This is a genomic window from Arthrobacter sp. Y3221087 (genome assembly GCF_059089905.1).
The window spans coordinates 128,446-148,660 of record NZ_JBNHFE010000003.1 but is presented as its reverse complement, the minus strand read 5'-3'; the positions used below and the strand labels follow the sequence as shown (position 1 = coordinate 148,660).

19 protein-coding genes and 2 tRNA genes are annotated in these 20,215 nt (G+C 64.0%); 15 read left to right on the top strand and 6 right to left on the bottom strand.

Features of this window, described 5'->3' with window-relative positions; genetic code table 11:
* Positions 1 to 12 precede the first annotated feature (12 nt).
* Genes yidD through rpmH form a run of 3 tightly spaced genes read right to left on the bottom strand, consistent with a single transcriptional unit; the run spans position 13 to position 987 of the window.
* On the bottom strand, positions 13 to 405 hold the full coding sequence (yidD, locus tag AC5RUO_RS12545) for a membrane protein insertion efficiency factor YidD (protein WP_494103688.1): 393 nt from the start codon (positions 403 to 405) through the stop codon (positions 13 to 15).
* A complete protein-coding gene (gene rnpA / locus AC5RUO_RS12540; protein ID WP_494011400.1) occupies positions 398 to 808 on the bottom strand; it encodes a ribonuclease P protein component in 411 nt (136 codons plus the stop codon). Before rnpA ends, yidD begins: the two co-directional genes overlap by 8 nt.
* A 41-nt stretch (positions 809 to 849) precedes the next feature.
* Complete coding sequence (rpmH, locus tag AC5RUO_RS12535; RefSeq protein WP_003800212.1) at positions 850 to 987, bottom strand: 50S ribosomal protein L34; 138 nt, start codon at positions 985 to 987, stop codon at positions 850 to 852.
* 468 nt (positions 988 to 1,455) lie between these two features.
* Here rpmH and dnaA point away from each other — a divergent pair, with 468 nt between their 5' ends.
* The 12 genes from dnaA to AC5RUO_RS12475 all read left to right on the top strand — a co-directional run bounded on the left by dnaA (position 1,456) and on the right by AC5RUO_RS12475 (position 14,808).
* A complete protein-coding gene (dnaA, locus tag AC5RUO_RS12530) occupies positions 1,456 to 2,877 on the top strand; it encodes a chromosomal replication initiator protein DnaA (RefSeq protein WP_009357110.1) in 1,422 nt (473 codons plus the stop codon).
* Positions 2,878 to 3,401: 524 nt separating this feature from the next.
* Positions 3,402 to 4,526, top strand: coding sequence for a DNA polymerase III subunit beta (dnaN, locus tag AC5RUO_RS12525; RefSeq protein WP_009357111.1), 1,125 nt, complete (start codon positions 3,402 to 3,404; stop codon positions 4,524 to 4,526).
* 180 nt (positions 4,527 to 4,706) lie between these two features.
* Positions 4,707 to 5,591 carry a phosphogluconate dehydrogenase (NAD(+)-dependent, decarboxylating) gene (gnd, locus tag AC5RUO_RS12520; protein WP_494103687.1) on the top strand — a complete coding sequence of 295 codons (885 nt, stop codon included), beginning with the start codon at positions 4,707 to 4,709 and terminating at the stop codon, positions 5,589 to 5,591.
* A gap of 45 nt (positions 5,592 to 5,636) precedes the next feature.
* The gene (gene recF / locus AC5RUO_RS12515) at positions 5,637 to 6,845 is read left to right on the top strand and encodes a DNA replication/repair protein RecF (RefSeq protein WP_494011397.1); all 1,209 of its coding nucleotides are present in this window, start codon (positions 5,637 to 5,639) and stop codon (positions 6,843 to 6,845) included.
* The gene (locus tag AC5RUO_RS12510; protein WP_494011396.1) at positions 6,829 to 7,389 is read left to right on the top strand and encodes a DciA family protein; all 561 of its coding nucleotides are present in this window, start codon (positions 6,829 to 6,831) and stop codon (positions 7,387 to 7,389) included. The genes recF and AC5RUO_RS12510 overlap by 17 nt, the downstream gene beginning before the upstream one ends.
* A 377-nt stretch (positions 7,390 to 7,766) precedes the next feature.
* Positions 7,767 to 9,851, top strand: a complete 2,085-nt coding sequence (gyrB, locus tag AC5RUO_RS12505; protein WP_494051987.1) for a DNA topoisomerase (ATP-hydrolyzing) subunit B — start codon at positions 7,767 to 7,769, stop codon at positions 9,849 to 9,851.
* A gap of 54 nt (positions 9,852 to 9,905) precedes the next feature.
* Positions 9,906 to 12,584, top strand: coding sequence for a DNA gyrase subunit A (gene gyrA / locus AC5RUO_RS12500; protein WP_494103686.1), 2,679 nt, complete (start codon positions 9,906 to 9,908; stop codon positions 12,582 to 12,584).
* Entirely contained in the window at positions 12,577 to 13,245 is a 669-nt protein-coding gene (locus AC5RUO_RS12495) for a DUF3566 domain-containing protein (RefSeq protein ID WP_494011393.1), read from the top strand. Before gyrA ends, AC5RUO_RS12495 begins: the two co-directional genes overlap by 8 nt.
* 96 nt (positions 13,246 to 13,341) lie before the next feature.
* Positions 13,342 to 13,415, top strand: a tRNA-Ile gene (locus AC5RUO_RS12490).
* Positions 13,416 to 13,485: 70 nt separating this feature from the next.
* Entirely contained in the window at positions 13,486 to 13,602 is a 117-nt protein-coding gene (locus tag AC5RUO_RS12485) for a DLW-39 family protein (protein ID WP_235047105.1), read from the top strand.
* A 72-nt stretch (positions 13,603 to 13,674) separates the two neighbouring features.
* A tRNA-Ala gene (locus AC5RUO_RS12480) sits at positions 13,675 to 13,750 on the top strand.
* Positions 13,751 to 13,869: 119 nt separating this feature from the next.
* Positions 13,870 to 14,808: a DMT family transporter gene (locus AC5RUO_RS12475; protein ID WP_494103685.1), complete on the top strand. Its 939-nt coding sequence runs from the start codon at positions 13,870 to 13,872 to the stop codon at positions 14,806 to 14,808.
* On the opposite strand, the gene AC5RUO_RS12470 is transcribed toward AC5RUO_RS12475, so the two are convergent.
* Together AC5RUO_RS12470 and AC5RUO_RS12465 are read right to left on the bottom strand one after the other, a co-directional pair.
* Positions 14,809 to 15,684: a glycosyltransferase family 2 protein gene (locus AC5RUO_RS12470; RefSeq protein ID WP_494103684.1), complete on the bottom strand. Its 876-nt coding sequence runs from the start codon at positions 15,682 to 15,684 to the stop codon at positions 14,809 to 14,811.
* A gap of 128 nt (positions 15,685 to 15,812) precedes the next feature.
* The gene (locus AC5RUO_RS12465; RefSeq protein WP_494103683.1) at positions 15,813 to 16,805 is read right to left on the bottom strand and encodes a hypothetical protein; all 993 of its coding nucleotides are present in this window, start codon (positions 16,803 to 16,805) and stop codon (positions 15,813 to 15,815) included.
* A gap of 154 nt (positions 16,806 to 16,959) precedes the next feature.
* Between AC5RUO_RS12465 and AC5RUO_RS12460 the strand changes: the two genes are divergently transcribed.
* The 3 genes from AC5RUO_RS12460 (at position 16,960) to AC5RUO_RS12450 (ending at position 19,392) form a co-directional block, all read left to right on the top strand.
* Entirely contained in the window at positions 16,960 to 17,505 is a 546-nt protein-coding gene (locus AC5RUO_RS12460; protein ID WP_494103682.1) for a peptidylprolyl isomerase, read from the top strand.
* Positions 17,506 to 17,514: 9 nt separating this feature from the next.
* Entirely contained in the window at positions 17,515 to 18,393 is an 879-nt protein-coding gene (locus AC5RUO_RS12455) for a rhomboid family intramembrane serine protease (RefSeq protein ID WP_494103681.1), read from the top strand.
* A 525-nt stretch (positions 18,394 to 18,918) separates the two neighbouring features.
* Positions 18,919 to 19,392 (top strand): carboxymuconolactone decarboxylase family protein, encoded by a 474-nt coding sequence (locus tag AC5RUO_RS12450; protein ID WP_494103680.1) that lies wholly within the window; start codon positions 18,919 to 18,921, stop codon positions 19,390 to 19,392.
* 178 nt (positions 19,393 to 19,570) lie between these two features.
* Here AC5RUO_RS12450 and AC5RUO_RS12445 read toward each other — a convergent pair whose 3' ends face one another.
* Positions 19,571 to 20,188 (bottom strand): DNA-3-methyladenine glycosylase I, encoded by a 618-nt coding sequence (locus AC5RUO_RS12445; RefSeq protein WP_494103679.1) that lies wholly within the window; start codon positions 20,186 to 20,188, stop codon positions 19,571 to 19,573.
* Positions 20,189 to 20,215 lie beyond the last annotated feature (27 nt).

Here is a 20,215-nt window from a genome sequence, read left to right as displayed (position 1 = left end):
TATCCCTATTCGTCAGGCCGCACTGCGGCCTTCTCCATCAGTCCGAGCAGCCAGGTACTTGTCCGGGTTGTTCAGCACAACAATTGTGGGGGCCTGGCTCTCCGGCCAGTCCCGCTTCCCGGCGGGGACGTGGTCCACACCGCCGGCGTTCCATGGATGGCAGCGGCCGAGGCGCCGGACTGCGAGCCAGCTTCCCTTGACGGCGCCATGGACAGTGACCGCTTCAAGGGCATAGGCCGAGCATGAAGGGAAAAAACGGCAGACCTGCCCATACAAGGGTGAAACCACCTTGCGGTAAGCCTTGAGCAACACAATGAGGATGTTCCGGGGAATGTTCCACAGGAACATTCCGACGGCGGCGGATACAGGTCGGATACGGGCGACGACGGCGGTGGCGTTACGCACGCGATGTCCCCTCCTGTGTTGTACCAGCCGAACCGTTCGCGGCCGCCTTCGCGGGGCGGCCGGCCAGCCGGGTCAGCGTCGATTCCAGTGCAGCGTTGTAGTCCTTCAGCAGCTGGTCCCAGCTGGCAGAGGCGGACGCGGGAAGCGCCCGGACCACTATGGCGAAACCGGTGCCATGCTCGCGCAGCGAGGCGGCACCCGCTTCCCTCAGTCTCCGCTTAACGAGGTTCCTGACCACAGCGTTCCCTACACTCTTGGAAACGATGAACCCGATCCGGCTGGGTTCGTCGGCAGCGATGGCTGCCGCATATAACACTACGTTCCGGCGCCCATTGCGGACACCGGAACGTACAGTTGTTGAAAAATCGGTAGCGGTCCTCAGGCGGTTGCGGGCGGCCAGCACCTTAAACTCGCAAAGGAATGTCTACCGACAAGTCAGGTTATTTAGGCCGACAGCTCGGTGCGGCCCTTGCCACGGCGGGCTGCCAGGATGGCACGGCCGGCACGGGTACGCATACGAAGGCGGAAGCCGTGCTTCTTGGCTCGACGGCGGTTATTCGGCTGAAAAGTCCGCTTGCTCACGTTAGTTACTCCAGTGGATCAAAGGTGCGCCCACCCGATCAGTATGGGGAAGAACTGGCCGACGCTAAGTTTTGTATATGCACGCTTCCCCCGGCTGCCCAAACGCGGAGCGTCTGGGAGATTCAATGGGGCCAAAAAGCGGACACAAAGGACTTCACAACGTTAGGGCAATTCGAGCCCTGGCGTCAAACCGGGACCGCCCCCGGGCGCTGTCCCCAGCTGTTCCTAACTACCCCTCAAAGCCTGTGGATGAAGTGGCTCACAGCCCCCATTTGGGAACCACACCCGTGTAATTATCCACAAGCAACTGGCCAGCTATCTTCTAGGCTTTTCATCCCCTAGAGTGGCCCAGTAGCCGATTATCCACGTACTGTGCATAACCCTGTGGATTAAGCTGGGCCAGCATCCTGGTTCCGGACTTTGGGCTGCAGGTATTGCAGGCAAAGCAAGTTTTGAGGGAACCCATTGATGACAGTAGATGAAGCCAACCACGCCAATACTGTCGGAAGTTCCTGGCGCCGCGTTGTCAGCCTGCTGGAGCAGGACCACCGCGTTTCCCCGCGGCAGCGCGGCTTTGTCATCCTCGCCCAGGCCCAGGGCCTGATCGGTTCCACCCTCCTGGTGGCCGTACCCAACGAACTCACCCGCGAAGTGCTCCAGACTCAGGTGAAAGATGCCCTCGACGATGCCCTGCACAGCGTCTTCTCGGAAGATATCCGGTGCGCCATCGACGTCGACACCGATCTGGTGCCCGTGCACGAAGAGCCCGAACCCGTCGTCGAACCGTCCTTCGTCTCGGACCAGCTGGTGGAGCAGAAGCCGCAGCCCATGCTGCCCAGTACGTCACACGAGTTCGGCCGGTTGAATCCCAAGTACGTTTTCGACACGTTCGTGATCGGCTCGTCCAACCGCTTCGCGCACGCTGCGGCAGTGGCAGTTGCCGAAGCGCCGGCCAAGGCCTACAACCCGTTGTTCATCTACGGCGATTCCGGGCTGGGCAAGACGCACCTGCTGCACGCGATCGGCCATTACGCCCGGCGCCTCTACAGCGGAATCCGCGTCCGCTACGTCAACTCGGAAGAATTCACCAACGACTTCATCAACTCCATCCGGGACGATGAAGGCGCCAGCTTCAAGACCACGTACCGCAACGTGGACGTGCTGCTCATCGACGACATCCAGTTCCTGGCCGGCAAGGACCGGACGCTGGAGGAGTTCTTCCACACATTCAACTCGCTGCACAACAACAACAAGCAGGTGGTCATCACCTCGGACCAGCCGCCCAAGCTGCTGGCGGGCTTCGAGGACCGGATGAAATCCCGCTTTGAGTGGGGCCTGCTGACGGACATCCAGCCGCCGGAACTGGAAACCCGCATCGCCATCCTCCGGAAGAAGGCCCTCAGCGAAGGACTTTCGGCACCGGATGACGCCCTCGAGTACATCGCCTCCAAGATTTCCAGCAACATCCGCGAACTCGAAGGCGCCCTGATCCGCGTCACGGCGTTCGCCAGCCTCAACCGGCAGCCGGTGGACGTGGCCCTGGCGGAAATGGTCCTCAAGGACCTCATCACGGACGACGGCGCCCAGGAAATCACGTCCAGCCAGATCCTCCAGCAGACAGCTGACTACTTCAAGCTCAGCATGGAAGAGCTGTGCAGCAAGTCGCGTACGCGCACGCTGGTGACGGCGCGGCAGATCGCGATGTACCTGTGCCGGGAGCTCACCGACATGTCCCTGCCCAAGATCGGCCAGGAGCTCGGTGGCCGCGACCACACCACGGTCATCCACGCGGACCGCAAGATCCGTGAACTCATGGCCGAGCGCCGTGTGATTTACAACCAGGTGACAGAGCTGACCAACCGGATTAAGCAACAGCAGCGCGATTCCTGACCCGCCACCTATACCTTATTAACAGGCGCATGTGGATAAGCCTGTGGATAGTTAAGGGGACAACCGCGGTTAATGGGCTTAAAACCCTTAAGCCGCCTGTGGATCGCGAAAATGGCGAAAATTTCTATCCCCATCCACACCCTGTTTAAAACCTGCTCCACCCACAGTCCATGAACAGGGCTTAACCGCTCGAACCCGGGCCGAAGCACGGTTATCCACAGTTTCCACAGCAGTTATTAACACTACTAATCCCTAAAAATCGAAGTCCCTCAAACAACAAGATCGATCCGCACACCTCTGCCGGGCGGGCCAGGCGGCCCGGGCCCCTTGGGGCCGGACTGGGGGATGGGTTAATCCCGGATGTTCCGGCTAAGCTGTCAGCAGCGCTCCCATCCCTGGGTCCGTGCGTGGTCCGCCCAGTGCAAACCATGCGCCAAACAGGGCGGAGACAACACTTTTCAGGGACTCCTACCGCGGGAGTGCCGGAACCCAAACGCAGCAGCAATGAAAGGCGGCACCCTTCCGTGAAGTTCAGAGTCGATCGGGACGTCCTGGCAGAAGCCGTCACCTGGACAGCCCGGTCCTTGTCTCCGCGGCCGCCCGTACCCGTCCTGTCCGGCCTCCTCCTGAAGGCCGAAGCCGGCACCGTCAGCCTCTCGAGCTTTGACTACGAGACCTCCGCACGGCTGGAAATTGCCGCGGACATCCGGGACGAAGGCACCATTCTGGTATCAGGCCGGCTCTTGGCGGATATCTGCCGCAGCCTTCCCTCCGCTCCGGTCGACGTCGAAACCGACGGCAACAAGGTGACACTCACCTGTCGCCGAAGCAGCTTCCACCTGGCCACCATGCCCGAAGCCGAATACCCGCCCCTGCCCGCACTTCCCGCCATCAGCGGCACGGTTCCCGGCGATGCCTTCGCCCAGGCCGTTTCCCAGGTGATCATCGCCGCAAGCAAGGACGACACCCTCCCCATCCTCACGGGGGTCCGGATGGAGATCGAGGACGACCTCATCACCCTCCTGGCCACGGACCGGTACCGGCTGGCTATGCGCGAAGTGCCGTGGAAGCCTGTGACGCCCGGCATCTCCACCAGCGCCCTGGTCAAGGCAAAGACCCTCAACGAGGTAGCCAAGACACTCGGCAACAGCGGGGACATCAACCTCGCACTCTCTGACGACGACAGCCGCCTGATCGGCTTCGAAAGCGGCGGACGCACCACCACTTCATTGCTTGTGGATGGCGACTACCCGAAGATCCGTTCGCTTTTCCCGGAATCCACTCCCATCCACGCCACCGTGCAAACCCAGGAACTGGTTGAGGCGGTCCGCCGTGTTTCACTCGTGGCCGAGCGGAACACCCCGGTACGGCTTGCCTTCACCGAAGGCCAGCTGAACCTCGACGCCGGCACCGGCGAGGACGCCCAGGCCTCGGAAGAACTGGAAGCGCAGCTTTCCGGGGACGACATCACCGTTGCCTTCAACCCGCACTACCTGGTGGAGGGCCTGAGCGTGATCGAAACCAAGTTCGTCCGCTTCTCTTTCACTTCAGCGCCGAAGCCGGCAATGATCACGGCCCAGGCAGACGCCGATGGCGAGGACCAGGACGACTACCGCTACCTGGTGATGCCGGTCCGCCTCCCCAACTAGTCCCCACCGCCACCCTCGCCTCGCAAGTCCCCATCGGCTCCCAGCCTTCGCAAGCTCAGGCAGGGCCCCTCGCCGATGGGGCTCCACGGCCAGGGAACCCTGGCGGCGTGGGCCCAGAATTGTTGTCGTTCCGGGCCGCCCATAATGAAGCCCGCCCCCTCGCGCAGAAAAGAGTTCCTGATGCACATTGGACTGATTGGCCTTGGCAAAATGGGATTCAACATGCGCGAGCGGCTGCGCAAGGGCGGGCTGGACGTCACCGGCTACGACCGCAACCCGGACGTCACCGATGTTGCCTCCGTGGATGAGCTGCTCGCCGCAGTTCCTGCTCCCAGGCTGATCTGGGTGATGGTCCCCGCCGGCGCGATTACGGATGCGGTCATCACGGAGCTTTCGAACAAGCTGGACCAGGGTGACCTGGTGATCGACGGCGGGAACTCCCGCTTCACCGAGGACCAGAAGCACGGCGAACTCCTTGCCGCCAAGGGCATCCGCTTCGCCGACTGCGGAGTGTCCGGCGGAGTCTGGGGCCTGCAGAACGGCTACGGCCTGATGGCCGGCGGGGATGCGGCGGACATCGAACGCGCACTGCCGGTATTCGATGCCCTGCGTCCCGAGGGCGAACGCGCGGACAGCTTCGTCCACGTCGGCGGGATCGGCGCCGGGCACTACGCCAAGATGGTCCACAACGGAATCGAGTACGGCCTGATGCAGGCGTACGCCGAGGGCTACCAGCTGCTTGCATCCAAGGACATCATCAACGACCTGCCCGGCACTTTCCGGGCATGGCAAAAAGGCACTGTGGTACGGTCCTGGCTGCTTGACCTGCTGGTCAAGGCGCTGGAGGAAGACCCGGGCCTGCAGAATATCGATGACTACGTGGAGGATTCCGGGGAAGGGCGCTGGACGGTGGAGGAAGCCATTGCCAACGCAATTCCCGCCCCGGCCATCACCGCGGCGCTGTTCGCCCGCTTTGAGTCCAGGGAGGACAGTTCACCTGCCATGAAGATGGTCTCCGCCCTCCGTCATCAATTCGGCGGCCACGCAACCCGTCCCGCCAAGTAGCACCCACCGGGGACCGCCGTCGTCCCCAGAATTGTCGAAGCCCGCGTGTACCTGGAACACCTCTCACTGACCGATTTCCGCAGTTACGCCCAGGTTGACCTTGCCCTGGAGCCGGGCGTCACCGTCCTGGTGGGATACAACGGCATCGGCAAGACCAACCTGATGGAAGCCATCGGGTACCTCGCCACGCTCAGTTCCCACCGGGTCAGTTCCGACGCCCCCCTCCTGCGATTCGGAACCGACCGGGCGCTGGTCCGTGCACGGCTGGTCCGCGGGGACCAGACCACCATCCTGGAACTTGAGATCAATGCCGGCCGCGCCAACCGCGGGCGGATCAACCGCAGCAATCCCGTCCGGGCCAGGGACCTGCTGGGGATTTGCCAGACGGTCCTGTTTGCTCCCGAAGACCTGGCCCTGGTGAAGGGCGATCCAGCTAACCGCCGGCGGTTCCTGGACGAACTGCTGGCCAGCCTCGTTCCGCACCACGCCGCAACGCGCAGCGACTACGACCGTGTGCTGAAACAGCGCAACGCCCTGCTCAAATCGGCGCGGTCCGGAAAGTTCACGTCCGGGCACGAGGCAACCATGGATGTCTGGGACCAGCACATGGCCCGGGCCGGTGCCGAGCTCCTCCACGCCCGCCTTGAGCTGGTGGAACGCCTCCGGCCCCACCTTGCCCGCGCCTATGCGGAGTTGACTGACGCATCCAAGCCCGCCGATGCCACGTACCGTTCCACGCTCCAGAACCAGATGGACGACGACGGCGCCCCCCTGCCGGATGCGCCGCGCGACCTGCCTGGGGACGCCGTCGGGACGGAGGACCTGCGCAGGCTTTCCGTGGAACAGCTCACGGAACGGTACGTGCGCGCCTTTGCGGAGTCCCGGAAGAAAGAACTGGAACGGGGCATTTCGCTGGTGGGACCGCACCGCGATGAACTGGAACTCATCCTGGGGCCGGCCCCGGCCAAGGGCTACGCCTCACACGGCGAAACCTGGTCCATGTGCCTGTCCCTGCGCCTTGCTTCCTACTACGTGATGCTCGACGACGCCCGCACCGGCGGCTCTGCGCCGATCCTGATCCTTGACGACGTTTTTGCCGAGCTGGACGTCCAGCGCAGGCGTAAACTGGCGGCAATAGTCTCCGGCGCGGAACAGGTCCTGGTGACCGCCGCCGTCGACGCCGATATCCCGGAAGAGCTGTCCGGCCGGCGCGTGAAGGTCATCCCGGGAGGTATTGATGAGCAGGGCCGGTGACAACGGAGGCGGACTGCAGCCCGGCCGCGATCCCGACAACATCGATGCGCCGCAGGCGGCACTGAACCGGATGCGGGAGGCCGCCGCTGCCCGGGGCGAAGTCCGCAGGAAGGCCGTTCGGCCTGGCTCCCAGAAAGCCAGGGGCGGAATCCGGGATACCCGCGGCTTCAGCCAGTTCCATTCCACCGGCCGTGATCCCCTGGGCCTTGGCAAGGTGGTGGGACGCCTCGTGGCTGAACGCGGCTGGACGTCACCGGTGGCAGTGGGCTCCGTCATGGCGGAATGGCCGGCCCTGGTGGGGCCGGAGATCTCCGCACACTGCACCCCGGAGAGCTTTACGGACACAACCCTGCACGTCCGGTGTGACTCCACGGCGTGGGCCACCCAGCTCCGGCTGCTCAGCACCAGCCTGCTGGAGAAATTCCGCATGGAACTCGGCGACGGTGTGGTCACCAGCATCCAGGTCCTGGGCCCTTCCGCGCCCAGCTGGCGCAAGGGCGGCCGGACCGTCAACGGCCGTGGACCACGGGACACCTACGGGTAGCCTCCGGCCGGACTATTGAAAATGCTCCCAACGCCGTGTAGAGCGCTGGAAGGGCCGGTGGGTGTATAGGCCCCCGGGCACGGTCCTTTTGGAGCGCCCTAGGCGCGGCCAGCGGCCGTGCATAGCCATGCAGCTTCCCGTCCACGGCTCCGGAATGCGGGAATATGGGCTGTTTCCCGGTAGAATCGTTGTAGATAACTGGGCGCGGGTGAAACGTTGACTGAGTCCGTTCTCCGGGTGCTTTCGGCACGCGGGTGCGGACCCCCACCGTCAGCAAGCCACCCGCGCCATAAGTTTGTGCCTGTTGGCGGGTGCCTTTTCCGGATGGAGGAGGAATCAGCCGGCCATCATCGAGAACAGAGGAGTCGACAGCGCCTGTGGCTAACGACAATACAGATCTGGCAGTTGAACCCGCAGTCGAGGATGCCCGTACGCCTGACACTCCTGCGGAATCCGCGAAGCCGCGCGAATACGGGGCCAGCGACATCACTGTCCTTGAGGGTTTGGAAGCCGTCCGGAAACGTCCCGGCATGTACATCGGCTCCACCGGGCCGCGCGGTCTCCACCACCTGGTCTACGAAGTGGTGGATAACTCCGTCGACGAAGCCCTCGCGGGCTACTGCACGCACATCGAGGTGGTCCTGCAGGCCGACGGCGGTGTCAAGGTTGTGGATGACGGCCGCGGCATTCCCGTGGACATGCACCCCACTGAGCACAAGCCCACGGTCGAAGTTGTCATGACCATCCTGCACGCCGGCGGCAAGTTCGGCGGCGGCGGCTACGCCGTGTCCGGCGGTCTTCACGGCGTGGGCATTTCCGTTGTCAACGCGCTGTCCAGCCGGGTGGATACAGAGGTCCGCCGGCAGGGCCACGTCTGGCGCATGTCCTTCGCCAATGGCGGCAAGCCCCAGGGCAGCCTGGTCAAGGGCGAGGAAACGGACGTCACCGGCACCAGCCAGACGTTCTACCCGGACCCGGAAATCTTCGAGTCCACCGAGTTCGACTTTGAGACCCTCCGTGCCCGCTTCCAGCAGATGGCCTTCCTCAACAAGGGCCTGCGCATCACGCTGACGGACGAGCGCACGCCCACCGCTGAAGACGCCGACGCCGACCTGGACCTCGATGCCATCGCCACCGAGGGCGAGGTCAGCGCGGAGCACAGGACCGTGGTGTACCAGTACGACGACGGCCTGCTGGACTACGTCAAGCACCTGAACTCCGGCAAGAAAGTGGACGTGGTCCACGAGGATGTCATCGCCTTCGAAACCGAGGACACCGAGCGCAAGATCGCTGTGGAAATGGCGATGCAGTGGACCAGCGCATACTCCGAAAGCGTGCACACCTACGCCAACACCATCAACACCCACGAGGGCGGAACCCACGAAGAGGGTTTCCGTGCAGCCTTGACGTCCCTGATCAACCGCTATGCGCGCGAAAAGAGCATCATCAAGGAAAAGGACGACAACCTCACCGGTGACGACATCCGCGAGGGCCTGACGGCCGTCATCTCCGTCAAACTGTCCGAGCCCCAGTTCGAAGGCCAGACCAAGACCAAGCTCGGCAACTCCGAAGTGAAGGGCTTCGTCCAGCGCGTGGTCACCGACGGCCTGGGTGACTGGCTGGAACGCAACCCCGGCCCGGCCCGTGACGTGATCCGGAAGGCCATTTCCGCCGCGCAGGCCCGCATGGCGGCGCGGAAGGCACGTGACAACGCGCGCCGGAAGAGCCCGCTGGAATCATTCGGCATGCCCGGCAAGCTCTCGGACTGCTCCTCCAAGGATCCGGAGAAGTGCGAGGTCTACATCGTGGAGGGTGACTCGGCAGGCGGTTCCGCCAAGCGCGGGCGCAACCCCGAAACCCAGGCGATCCTGCCGCTGCGCGGAAAGATCCTGAATGTGGAGCGCGCACGCCTGGACAAAGCCCTGGGCAACGCCGAAGTACAGTCCATGATCACAGCCTTCGGCACCGGCATAGGCGAGGACTTCGACCTCTCCAAGCTCCGGTACCACAAGATTGTTCTGATGGCCGATGCCGACGTGGACGGCCAGCACATCACCACCCTCCTGATGACGCTGTTGTTCCGCTACATGCGTCCCCTGATCGAGAACGGCTACGTGTACCTGGCACAGCCGCCGCTGTACCGCATCAAGTGGTCCAACGCGGCGCACGATTACGTGTACAGCGACCGCGAACGCGACGCCAAGCTCGTGGCCGGCCAGGCCGCTGGCCGCAGGATCCCCAAGGACAACGGCATCCAGCGCTACAAGGGCCTCGGCGAGATGGACTACACCGAGCTGTGGGACACCACCATGGACCCGGACAACCGGACGCTTTTGCAGGTCACCATGGATGACGCCCTCGCCGCCGACCAGATCTTCTCCGTCCTTATGGGTGAAGACGTGGAGTCCCGCCGAAACTTCATTCAGCAGAACGCCAAGGACGTCAGGTTCCTGGATATCTAGGGCACCGCCCAAGATATTCGGACTTCGACATATACCTGAAACGGAAATTAATAGATGAGCGACGAAACACCCGAGAACCCGGCTCCTGACGCCGGAACCCCGGACACCGTTCTTGAGGGCGACGTGCTGATTGACCGTGTGGAGCAGGTGGACCTGCAGACGGAAATGCAGCGGTCCTACCTGGACTACGCCATGGCCGTCATCGTGGGCCGTGCCCTTCCCGATGTCCGTGACGGGCTCAAGCCCGTCCACCGCCGCGTCCTGTACGCAATGTTCGATGGCGGCTACCGCCCCGACCGTTCCTTCAACAAGTGCGCCCGCGTGGTGGGCGAGGTCATGGGCCAGTACCACCCCCATGGCGACACGGCGATCTACGACGCCCTGGTCCGCCTGATCCAGGACTGGACCATGCGGTACCCGCTGGCGCTGGGCCAGGGAAACTTCGGTTCTCCGGGCAATGACGGCGCGGCCGCTCCGCGTTACACCGAAACCAAGATGGCACCGCTGGCTATGGAAATGGTCCGCGACATCGACGAGGAAACCGTCGATTTCCAGGACAACTACGACGGCAAGAACCAGGAACCCACCATCCTGCCGGCCCGGTTCCCCAACCTGCTGGTCAACGGTTCGTCCGGCATCGCCGTCGGCATGGCCACCAACATTCCGCCGCACAACCTCCGCGAAGTGGCCGACGGCGTCCAGTGGTACCTGGCCAACCCCGGCGCCAGCCGCGAGGACCTGCTGGAGCAGCTCCTGCTGCGCGTCAAGGGACCCGATTTCCCCACCGGCGCCACCATCCTGGGCCACAAGGGCATCGAGGACGCCTACCGCACGGGCCGCGGCTCCATCACCATGCGCGCGGTGGTGAACGTCGAGGAACTACAGGGCCGCACCTGCCTGGTGGTCACCGAACTGCCGTACCAGGCCAACCCGGACAACCTGGCCATCAAGATCGCCGAACTGGTCAAGGACGGCAAGATCCAGGGCATCGCCGACCTCCGCGACGAAACGTCGGGCCGCACCGGCCAGCGCCTGGTGATTGTCCTCAAGCGGGATGCCGTGCCCAAGGTTGTGCTGAACAACCTCTACAAGCACACCGAACTGCAGAGCAACTTCTCCGCCAACATGCTTGCCATCGTTGACGGTGTACCGCGCACTCTCAGCTTGGACGCCTTCATCCGGCACTGGGTGACGCACCAGCTGGACGTCATCGCCCGGCGCACCCGCTACCGGCTGCGGAAGGCGGAGGAGGAAGCACACATCCTGCGCGCTTTGCTCAAGGCACTGGACATGCTCGATGAGGTCATCGCCCTCATCCGTGCCTCCAACACCACCGAAGCAGCGCGCGACGGCCTGATGGAACTGCTGGACATCGACGAGCTTCAAGCCCGAGCCATCCTGGACATGCAGCTGCGCCGCCTCGCCGCCTTGGAACGCCAGAAAATCCAGGACCGGCACGCAGAACTCGAAGCACTGATCGCCGAATACAACGAGATCCTCGGCTCCGAACAGCGCCAGCGCGAGATCATCAGCACCGAACTCGGCGAGATCGTGGACAAGCACGGCGATGAGCGCCGTACCAAGATCCTCATGGGTTACGACGGCGACATGTCCATGGAGGACCTCATCCCCGAAGAGGAGATGGTGGTCACCATCACCCGCGGCGGGTACGTCAAGCGGACCCGCAGCGACAACTACCGCTCGCAGCAGCGGGGCGGCAAGGGCATCAAGGGTGCCCAGCTCCGCGGCGACGATGTGGTGGAACACTTCTTCGTCACCACCACGCACCACTGGCTGCTGTTCTTCACTAACCTGGGCCGGGTGTACCGCGCCAAGGCCTATGAGCTGATGGAAGCCGGCCGGGACGCCAAGGGCCAGCATGTGGCCAACCTGCTGGCCTTCCAGCCGGACGAACACATCGCCCAAGTGCTGGACCTGAAGGACTACCAGCAGGCGCCGTACCTGGTGCTGGCCACCAAGCGCGGCCTGGTGAAGAAGACCAGGCTCGAGGACTACGACACCAACCGGTCCGCCGGCGTCATCGCCATCAACCTGCGGGACGAAGATGAACTGGTGTCCGCGCAGCTCGTCTCGGAGACAGACGACCTGCTCCTGGTCTCCCGAAAGGGACAATCGATCCGGTTCACCGCCACCGAGGACGCGCTCCGGCCAATGGGCCGGGCAACGTCCGGTGTCACCGGCATGAAGTTCCGTGAAGACGACGAACTCCTGGCCGCCAATGTGGTCACGGACGGCTCCTTCGTCTTCATCGTGACCGAGGGCGGCTATGCCAAGCGCACCGCCGTCGAGGAATACCGGCTCCAGGGCCGCGGCGGCCTGGGCATCAAGGTGGCCAAACTTGCCGAGGAACGCGGCGACCTGGTGGGAGCGCTCATCGTCCAAGAGGAGGATGAAGTGCTGGTGGTCATGGAGGGCGGCAAGGTTGTCCGGTCTTCGGTGGCCGGTGTTCCCGCCAAGGGGCGCGACACTATGGGCGTTATCTTTGCCAAGCCGGACAAGAACGACCGGATCATCGAAGTGGCACGCAACAGTGAACGGGGCCTTGAGGGCGAGGAATCGCCTGAGGATGACGTAACGTTGGCTGAAGATGGCGGGGCTCCTGGGGAGTCCGCCGGGTCAGGAATGGCAGACGAATCACCGGCCGTTGAGTCAGAGGACGCCTCGGGCGACGCTGAGCCGAACGAAGACACCACGGAGGTAACGAGTGAGTAATCCCGACTCATTTCCCAAGCCGAGCAGCACTGTTCCCGACGGAAGCCGGCCCTCAGCGGCACCCCGCGTGAACGCCCCGGTTCGTCCGCAGCAGCGGCCGGCAGCGCCTGCCGCCGCCCCAGGCCAGCGCCCGGCCGTTCCCGGCCAGCGTCCAGCCCAGGGTCCCGCACAGGGGCAACCGGCCCAGCCGGGCCAGCGGCCAGCACAAGGCGCCCGCCCTGCCACAGTGGGCCAGCGTCCCGCAGGCGCTCCGGCGCAGGGCACTCCCGGCCTGGTCAAGCCCGCCCCGAAGGCCAAGGTGCGGCGTGCCCGGCTGCTGATCAGCAAGGTTGACCCCTGGTCCGTCCTGAAGATGGCCTTCCTGCTGTCCGTAGCCCTGGGCATTGTCACCGTGGTGGCTGCCATTGTCCTGTGGACCGTTTTGGACCTCACCGGCATCTTCGACCAGGTGGACAGCCTGCTCGGCACCCTGGCCGGCTCTGAAGGCGGCGGCTTCGAACTGAAGAAGGTCGCTTCCCTGGGCCAGGTGGCGTCCTTCGCCACCATTATCGCCGTGGTGAACGTGGTCCTGCTGACCGCACTCTCCATGTTGTCCGCCGTGCTTTACAACATTTCGGCCACCCTGGTGGGCGGCATCGGCGTCACCCTCACCGACGATTAGGACCCGTTTCCGCCGGTCCGGGACCGGCGGAAACACCCGATTTGAGATCGGGCCGGGATGTGCTGTAAAGTCATGTCTCGGCCCGATGAGGCATCGGGGCGTATAGCTCAGGCGGTTAGAGCGCTTCGCTGATAACGAAGAGGTCCCAGGTTCAAGTCCTGGTACGCCCACGGAACCTGTGCAGGTTCAAGTGGAGGTTTGGTTCGGGCTAGCCCGGAGCCGGACCGGAACGGGGAGCATGTGAAGAAGTTGCTGGTACTTGCAGCTGCAATCGCAGGCATTCTGGTCTACCGCAAGGCACAGGAATCCGAAGCCCGGAAAACTGTCTGGAGCGAGTCCACCGATTCGGTTGACTAGCCAGGGAGCCTGGAATGGAAGCCGGTAAATGGCTCTCCGGTTCTAGGGTATGATTGACGGGTTGCTTCTTATGGGGGCATGGCGCAATTGGTAGCGCACCTGCTTTGCAAGCAGGGGGTTCGGGGTTCGAGTCCCCGTGCCTCCACCATAGGAAAGTCCCGGTCCGCGGAAACGCGGTCCGGGACTTTTGCTTTCTCCCGGCAACCATATCGACGAGTCCGGACAGCACCGGCAGTTAACCGTCAGAGCGCCCATTAGGGTTGTCCAGTGACCTTCTTCCTCGCGGCCATGGGCGTCCTGGGCGTTGCCTCCTCCGGCCCGCTGATCGCGGCCACCCTCGGTGCCACCAGCGTCAGCGCCCTCGCCATCGCCTTCTGGCGGAACGCCATTGCCGCCGCCGTGATGGCCGCACCCACCCTCATCCGGGAACCCCGCCAGTTCCGCACAATAACCCGCCGGGACTTCACCTGGTCCCTGGTGGCGGCCGCCGCCCTGGCCCTGCACTTCGCCTGCTTCATCACCTCGCTCCAGCTGACGTCGGTTGCCGCGGCCACGGCCCTGGTCTGCCTGCAGTCGGCCTGGATCGCGGTGTTCCAGCTGTTCCGCGGCGTCCGGCATCGCTGGCAGGTCCTCGCTGGGCTCGGCAGTGCGTTTGCTGGCGTCGTGGCCATCACAGGCTTCGACATGGGATCGTCGCCGCAGGCCCTGCTGGGCGACCTGCTCGCGGTGGCCGGGGGCGCACTGGCCGGCCTTTACACACTGGCCGGCGGCAAAGCGCGGCAGAACATGACCACCAGCAGCTACACCACGCTGTGCTATGGGGTCTGCGCCGCCCTCGTGGCGCTAATGGCGCTGGTGGCCGGACAGCCGCTGGCTGGCTTCGAGGCCGCGGGCTGGCTTGGCATCGCAGCCATCACCGTCTGCGCGCAGCTGGTAGGGCACACGGCGTTCAACCACCTGCTCGCCACCATGAGCCCCCTCCTGGTATCGATGATCATCCTTCTCGAAATACCGGGTGCTGCGCTGCTTGCGGCGTTGTTCCTCGGGGAGACCTTGCCGGCCGGCACGTATGCGGGGCTGGGACTGATCCTGGCGGGGCTCGCCGTCGTCGTCCTGGGGCAGAAGCCCGGAACGACCGGCAGGCGCCCCACGGCACGCGGGGAGGAGCCGCCGTCGGAACGGCTGGCGGAGCTGGGGAAGGACTAGCTACTGGCCGCCGCGGCGGACCGGCTGCGCCGTGTTCACGGTGTGGATGGCGCGCAGGAGCTTGGCCGGGAAGTAGACGGAGAAGAAGACCACCATCGGGGCCTTCAAGGCCATTTTCTTGACGTTGTGTGCCTTGTATGTGCGGTCGAACCGGGTGACGTAATAGCGGTAATCCCGCGGTGAATCCTCCAGCCGGCGGGCCGACATCCCGGACACCATCTGGGCGCAGTACTGCACTTTGAGCTCGTGGTCGGCCAGATGCAGGGACAGGTCGATGTCCTCGTGCATCTCGTCTTTCTCGTCCCTGCACGTCTCGGCCCGGATGGTCTCCCACGCGGAGGCCCGCAGCGCCATGTTGGAGCCGAACAGGAAGTGGTACTGGTGCTTGGCCAGCTTGAGCATCAGCTGGCGCATCTTGTCGTCCGCCTTCAGCCCGAAACGGCGCATCGGCATGTCGTAGTAGACCACGGGGCCTGTGGCTGCCTGCACCGACGGGTCAAGGAACGCCTTCTGCACCTGCTCCACCCAGTCCGGTTCCAGGACGGAGTCAGCGTCGATCCGTCCCAGGATGTCGCCGGTGGCGTGGTCCAGTCCGAAGTTGCGGGTGGGAATCAGACCCTGCTCGCGGTCCTGGCTCAGCAGGATGACAGGGCTTTCCGGATACTCAAGCTGCATTTGCCGGACAATGTCGGCGGTCCGGTCCTTCGAGAGGTTGTCCACCACGATGATCTCGTGCGCCGGGACGGACTGGTAAATGGCAGCGATGAGGCACTGCCGGATGACGCCCTCCTCGTTATACGCCGGGATGACGATGGACACGCGGGGCAGCTCGGCTGCGTCGTTCAAGGCATCCCCAAGGGATTGATCGGCTGACATCACTCCAAATCTAGCACCGCAGCGCTGCTGCGCCCGGGACCGGAACCAGCGTCCTGGACCCGCCGCGTCCGCAAACAGCAGAAGGGGCACCGTCATGAGACGGAACCCCTTCGCGGTGTGGGCGGTGACTAGGCCTGGCTGGCGCCCTTGTCCCCGTTCATGTTGGCAGCGATATTCTTGGTGGCCGTCTTCGCGTCAGTGGCAATCTTGGCCGTGGTTTCGGCAGCATCATCCGCCACGTGCTTGGCCTTGTCCGCCACATCCCCGGACTTGTCCTTGACGGTGTCCGCACCCTCGGACACTGTGCCCGCACCTGCAGCGGCAACCGAAGCCGAAGCGTCGCCGGCCTTGTCCGCAGCGTCAGCCGTGGTTTCCTTGACCTCGTTGACAGTGGAGGCTGAAACCGGTGCAGGCGTAGGAGCTGGAGTCACGGGTGAGGGCGTCTTCCACGGGTCCTCAACGGGCTTGGAGGCCTTCCAGGCGGCAACGCCAGCAGCCACAGCCGCAGCGATGACGCCGAAGACCAGCCAGCCGCGCTGCTTCTTGGGCGGTTCCGGCTGGGCCAGCTGGATTCCCACCGTACGTCCGGCTTCCGTTGCGGCCGCCTTCAGCTGGGTGCCGGTAGCCTGGGCCTGCTCCTGCAGGGCGTGGATGATTCCAACGTCACCGAGCTTCTGGGCGACTGCATCCACACGGGCCGGAGTGCCCTCCAGGGTGCGGTGGACGGCGTCGGACGCGTGGCCGATCTGGTCCGAGAGCCGTGGAAGGTACTCCACCACAACGCGGTCGCGCGCGTTCAGGACCACCGGGGTGGCCCTGTCCAGTGCCTCGTGCAGGCGCGGTGAGGCGCCCTCGACGGCGTCGTTGATTTTCGGGGCGAGCTGCGCCAGGCCGTCCTGGATCCGGGGGGTCACGGTGGCAACCCCGTCCGCCAGGTTGTGCGCCGCCGTCTTCAGCCCTTCCTGGATTTTGGGAGAGGCGGTATCCAGGCTGTGCTGGAGGCGGGGAACCGCCCAGTCCACAGCTGCTTCCACGCGGGGGGCGGCCCAATCCTTGGCATTCTCAACTGCCCCGATGACTGACAGCTCAAGGTCACGGGCAATACGATCCGATTTCTTCACAACTACCTCCCGATTAATGTGACGGTCTGTGGTTAGCCTACGTGGCTTGATCTTCACCTGCTATTCCCACCGCGGATTTCAGGGCGATTTCACCCAGCGCGGAACTGCTGCAGCAGCCGCAACCGGCAGGGACCGGCGTGGAAGAATGGGCCCTATGACTGCAATCGCAACCGCAAAAGCAACCATCCACACGAGCCTCGGCGACATCGTTGTTAACCTCTTCGGCAACCACGCGCCCAAGACCGTCAAGAACTTCATCGGCCTCGCCACCGGCGAGCAGGCGTGGACCCACCCGGAGACCGGTGAGGACAAGACCGGCACTCCGCTGTACAACGGGACGATTTTCCACCGCATCATCAAGGACTTCATGATCCAGGCCGGCGACCCGCTGGGCCGCGGCACCGGCGGACCGGGCTACCGGTTCGACGACGAGATCCACCCCGAGCTCAGCTTCAACCAGCCCTACAAGCTGGCCATGGCGAACGCCGGCATCCAGATGGGCAAGGGCACCAACGGTTCCCAGTTCTTCATCACCACCATCCCCACCGACTGGCTGCAGGGCAAGCACAGCATCTTCGGTGAAGTGGCTGACGAGGAATCCAAGAAGGTTGTCGACGCCATCGAAGGTGTCCGCACCGGCATGGGCGACCGCCCCGTGGAGGACGTAACCATCACCAGCATCGATATCGAGCAGCTGTAACACCAGACCATGAGTTACGGAATTCCGTCGGCTGAGCCGTCCGCCCAGGTCCCGGTATGCCCCCGGCACCCTGACCGGCCGTCCTATGTACGCTGCCAGCGGTGCGGGCGCCCCGCATGCCCCGACTGCCAGAGGGCGGCCGCCGTCGGATTCCAATGCGTCGACTGCGTCAACGAGGCAAAGCGTACGACCCCGGAGGTACGGACTGTTTACGGCGGCGCCGTCGCGGCCGGCAAGCCAAGGGTGACGTTCGGGATCATCGCCGTGTGCGCCGTCCTGTACGTCCTGCAGTGGCTGATCCCCAATGACGCCATTTACCAGACCCTTGGCTTTGCCAACATCTACGCCGAGCCCCGGTACGGCCAGTTTGAGCCGTGGCGGATGCTCACCGCGGCGTTCCTCCACTCGCAGGGGTTCATCCTGCACATTGTGCTGAATATGTACATGCTGTGGGCCTTCGGGCAGGCGCTGGAGCCCCTGCTGGGACGGGCACGGTTCCTGGCGCTGTACCTGATCTCGGCCATCGGCGGCTCGATCGGCTACCTTCTGCTGACCCCCCTCTACGAACCCGGCAGGCCTCTCTATGGTGTAGTGGGCGCCTCGGGAGCCATCTTCGGGCTCTTCGGGGCTATGCTGCTGGTACAGCGCCACCGTGGGGGTGACACCCGCCAGCTGTGGGTGCTGATCGCGATCAACGGCGTGATCGGTTTCGTTATCCCCCAGATCGCCTGGCAGGCCCACCTCGGCGGCCTGGTTGCAGGCGGGCTGTGCGCGGCAGTACTTGCTTATACTCCCCGCGGTCCTCGCCAAGGTATGCTCCAGGCGGCCGGGCTGGCAGCCGTATTGGTCCTCCTTGCCCTCGCGGCCTGGGTACGCGTCACGCTATAGCCAAACCCACCCCCGCCCCGCCCACACGAAGAATAAGCCCCAAGATCCCCGGCACCCGCAGGTGCCGGGGATTCTGTTTTTCCACAGCCCTTATCCACAGTGTTAATAACTTACATGCGTGTCATTCATAGCCGCTTAGTGCGCCAGCGTCCGCTTTCCGGGATCTTTCCAGTCGGCGGGACGCCTTTCTCCACACTTGTGGATAACTCTTGGGGATAGGCATGTGCTTAAGTGGACAAAACGTCCAATTCGCGAAGGTTTGTGGATAAGTCGCTACGCGCTGTCGGTTGCAAGGCGCGGGAGATCACGGAAAGCGGTCCTTTCAACAGTCTTATGCACACTGTTAATAACTTCCGCCCGTGCAGTTCGGGACGCTTTACCGCCCGGATCCCAACACACAGGCCCTGGCAGGCAAATAATCCCCAATCGGTTTCCACAGCTGTGGATAACTTGTGGGTATTGGAGTGTTGGTAAGTGGATAAGCTTCAAGTGCCGCTTGCCCATCCCGCCCTAGGAGGACCTTCCTTGACCGCCACCCAGCACATCTTCCTCGACAAGCAGCACCCTGCTGTCTGGCGCGCTATCAACGGGCTGGCCCTGAAGGTCAAAGAAGCGGCGGAGGAGGCCGGGATAGACGCCAGGACCCTGGAGCTCCTCAACGTGCGTATCTCCCAGATCAACGGCTGCGCCTATTGCCTGGACCTCCACGTCCGGGAAGCACTCAAGGCCGGGGAAACGTCGCAGCGCTTGGCGGTGTTGCCGGCATGGCGCGATACGGCGCTGTTCACCGAGAAGGAACGTGCCGCGCTTGCCCTTGTGGAAAGCATTACGGAACTCCCCGGCCAGCAGCTCCGCGAGCAGGAGGAGGGCACGGCCAGGAAGTCCCTGACGGAGGAGGAATTCTCGGTGGTCAGCTGGGTGGCGGTCAGCATGAACGCCTTCAACCGCATCTCGATCGTGAGCCACCATCCGGTCCGGCGTGACCGCCAGGAAGGCTAGCTGCACCTCCGCCAGCGGGGATTATCCACAGGGTATTCCACACTGTTAATAACCGCATGGCATGGGCATGTTTTGCCGGCTGGCCCCCAGTCGGGCGACGGACGGTCGATAACAGGCAGCGTTATCCGCAGGTTTTTCAACATTGTGGATAACTTTCCCAACAGCTGGGGAGAACGTCCTAGCGGCCTGGTTCCGGCCATACGCCGGAGGAACCCCGGCGGTGGCTGCCCAGGAGGTGGGTATCTACCATTCCGATTGCTTCCATCAGGGCGAACATGGTGGTGGGCCCCACGAAGGCGAAGCCCTTCTTACGGAGGGCTTTTGAGAGTGCCACCGACTCCTCGGACTGGGTGGGAATATCGGTGTGCACAACCGGGCGCGGCGTGGCAGCGGGACGAAACTGCCACACGAAGTCCACCAGGCCGCCCTCCTGCCGCAGGGCAATGGTGGCCTGGGCATTCTTGATGGCGGCGAGGATCTTCATGCGGTTCCTGACGATGCCGGCATCCTGCATCAGCCGCTCCACGTCGGCGGCAGTGAACAGTGCCACCGCGTCCGGATTAAAGCCCTCAAAAACGGAACGGAACGCCGGCCGCTTGCGCAGGATGGTTGCCCAGGACAGCCCTGACTGGAAACCCTCCAGGCAGATCCGTTCGTAGAGGCCCTGCTCGTCGGTAACGGGAAGGCCCCACTCCTGGTCGTAGTACTCCCTGAGCAGTGGATCCGACGATGCCCAGGCCGGGCGGGCCAGGCCGTCGTCGCCGACTATCACCGAGCCGGCAGTGTCGGCAGCCATCCGGTTCCTCCTGGCGTCCGTCGGATT

Coding starts and splice junctions, on each gene's coding strand:
- dnaA (WP_009357110.1), top strand. CDS start 1,456: ATGACAGTAGATGAAGCCAACCACGCCAATACTGTCGGAAGTTCCTGG.
- gnd (WP_494103687.1), top strand. CDS start 4,707: ATGCACATTGGACTGATTGGCCTTGGCAAAATGGGATTCAACATGCGC.
- AC5RUO_RS12510 (WP_494011396.1), top strand. CDS start 6,829: ATGAGCAGGGCCGGTGACAACGGAGGCGGACTGCAGCCCGGCCGCGAT.
- gyrA (WP_494103686.1), top strand. CDS start 9,906: ATGAGCGACGAAACACCCGAGAACCCGGCTCCTGACGCCGGAACCCCG.
- AC5RUO_RS12470 (WP_494103684.1), bottom strand. CDS start 15,684: ATGTCAGCCGATCAATCCCTTGGGGATGCCTTGAACGACGCAGCCGAG.
- AC5RUO_RS12460 (WP_494103682.1), top strand. CDS start 16,960: ATGACTGCAATCGCAACCGCAAAAGCAACCATCCACACGAGCCTCGGC.
- AC5RUO_RS12455 (WP_494103681.1), top strand. CDS start 17,515: ATGAGTTACGGAATTCCGTCGGCTGAGCCGTCCGCCCAGGTCCCGGTA.
- AC5RUO_RS12445 (WP_494103679.1), bottom strand. CDS start 20,188: ATGGCTGCCGACACTGCCGGCTCGGTGATAGTCGGCGACGACGGCCTG.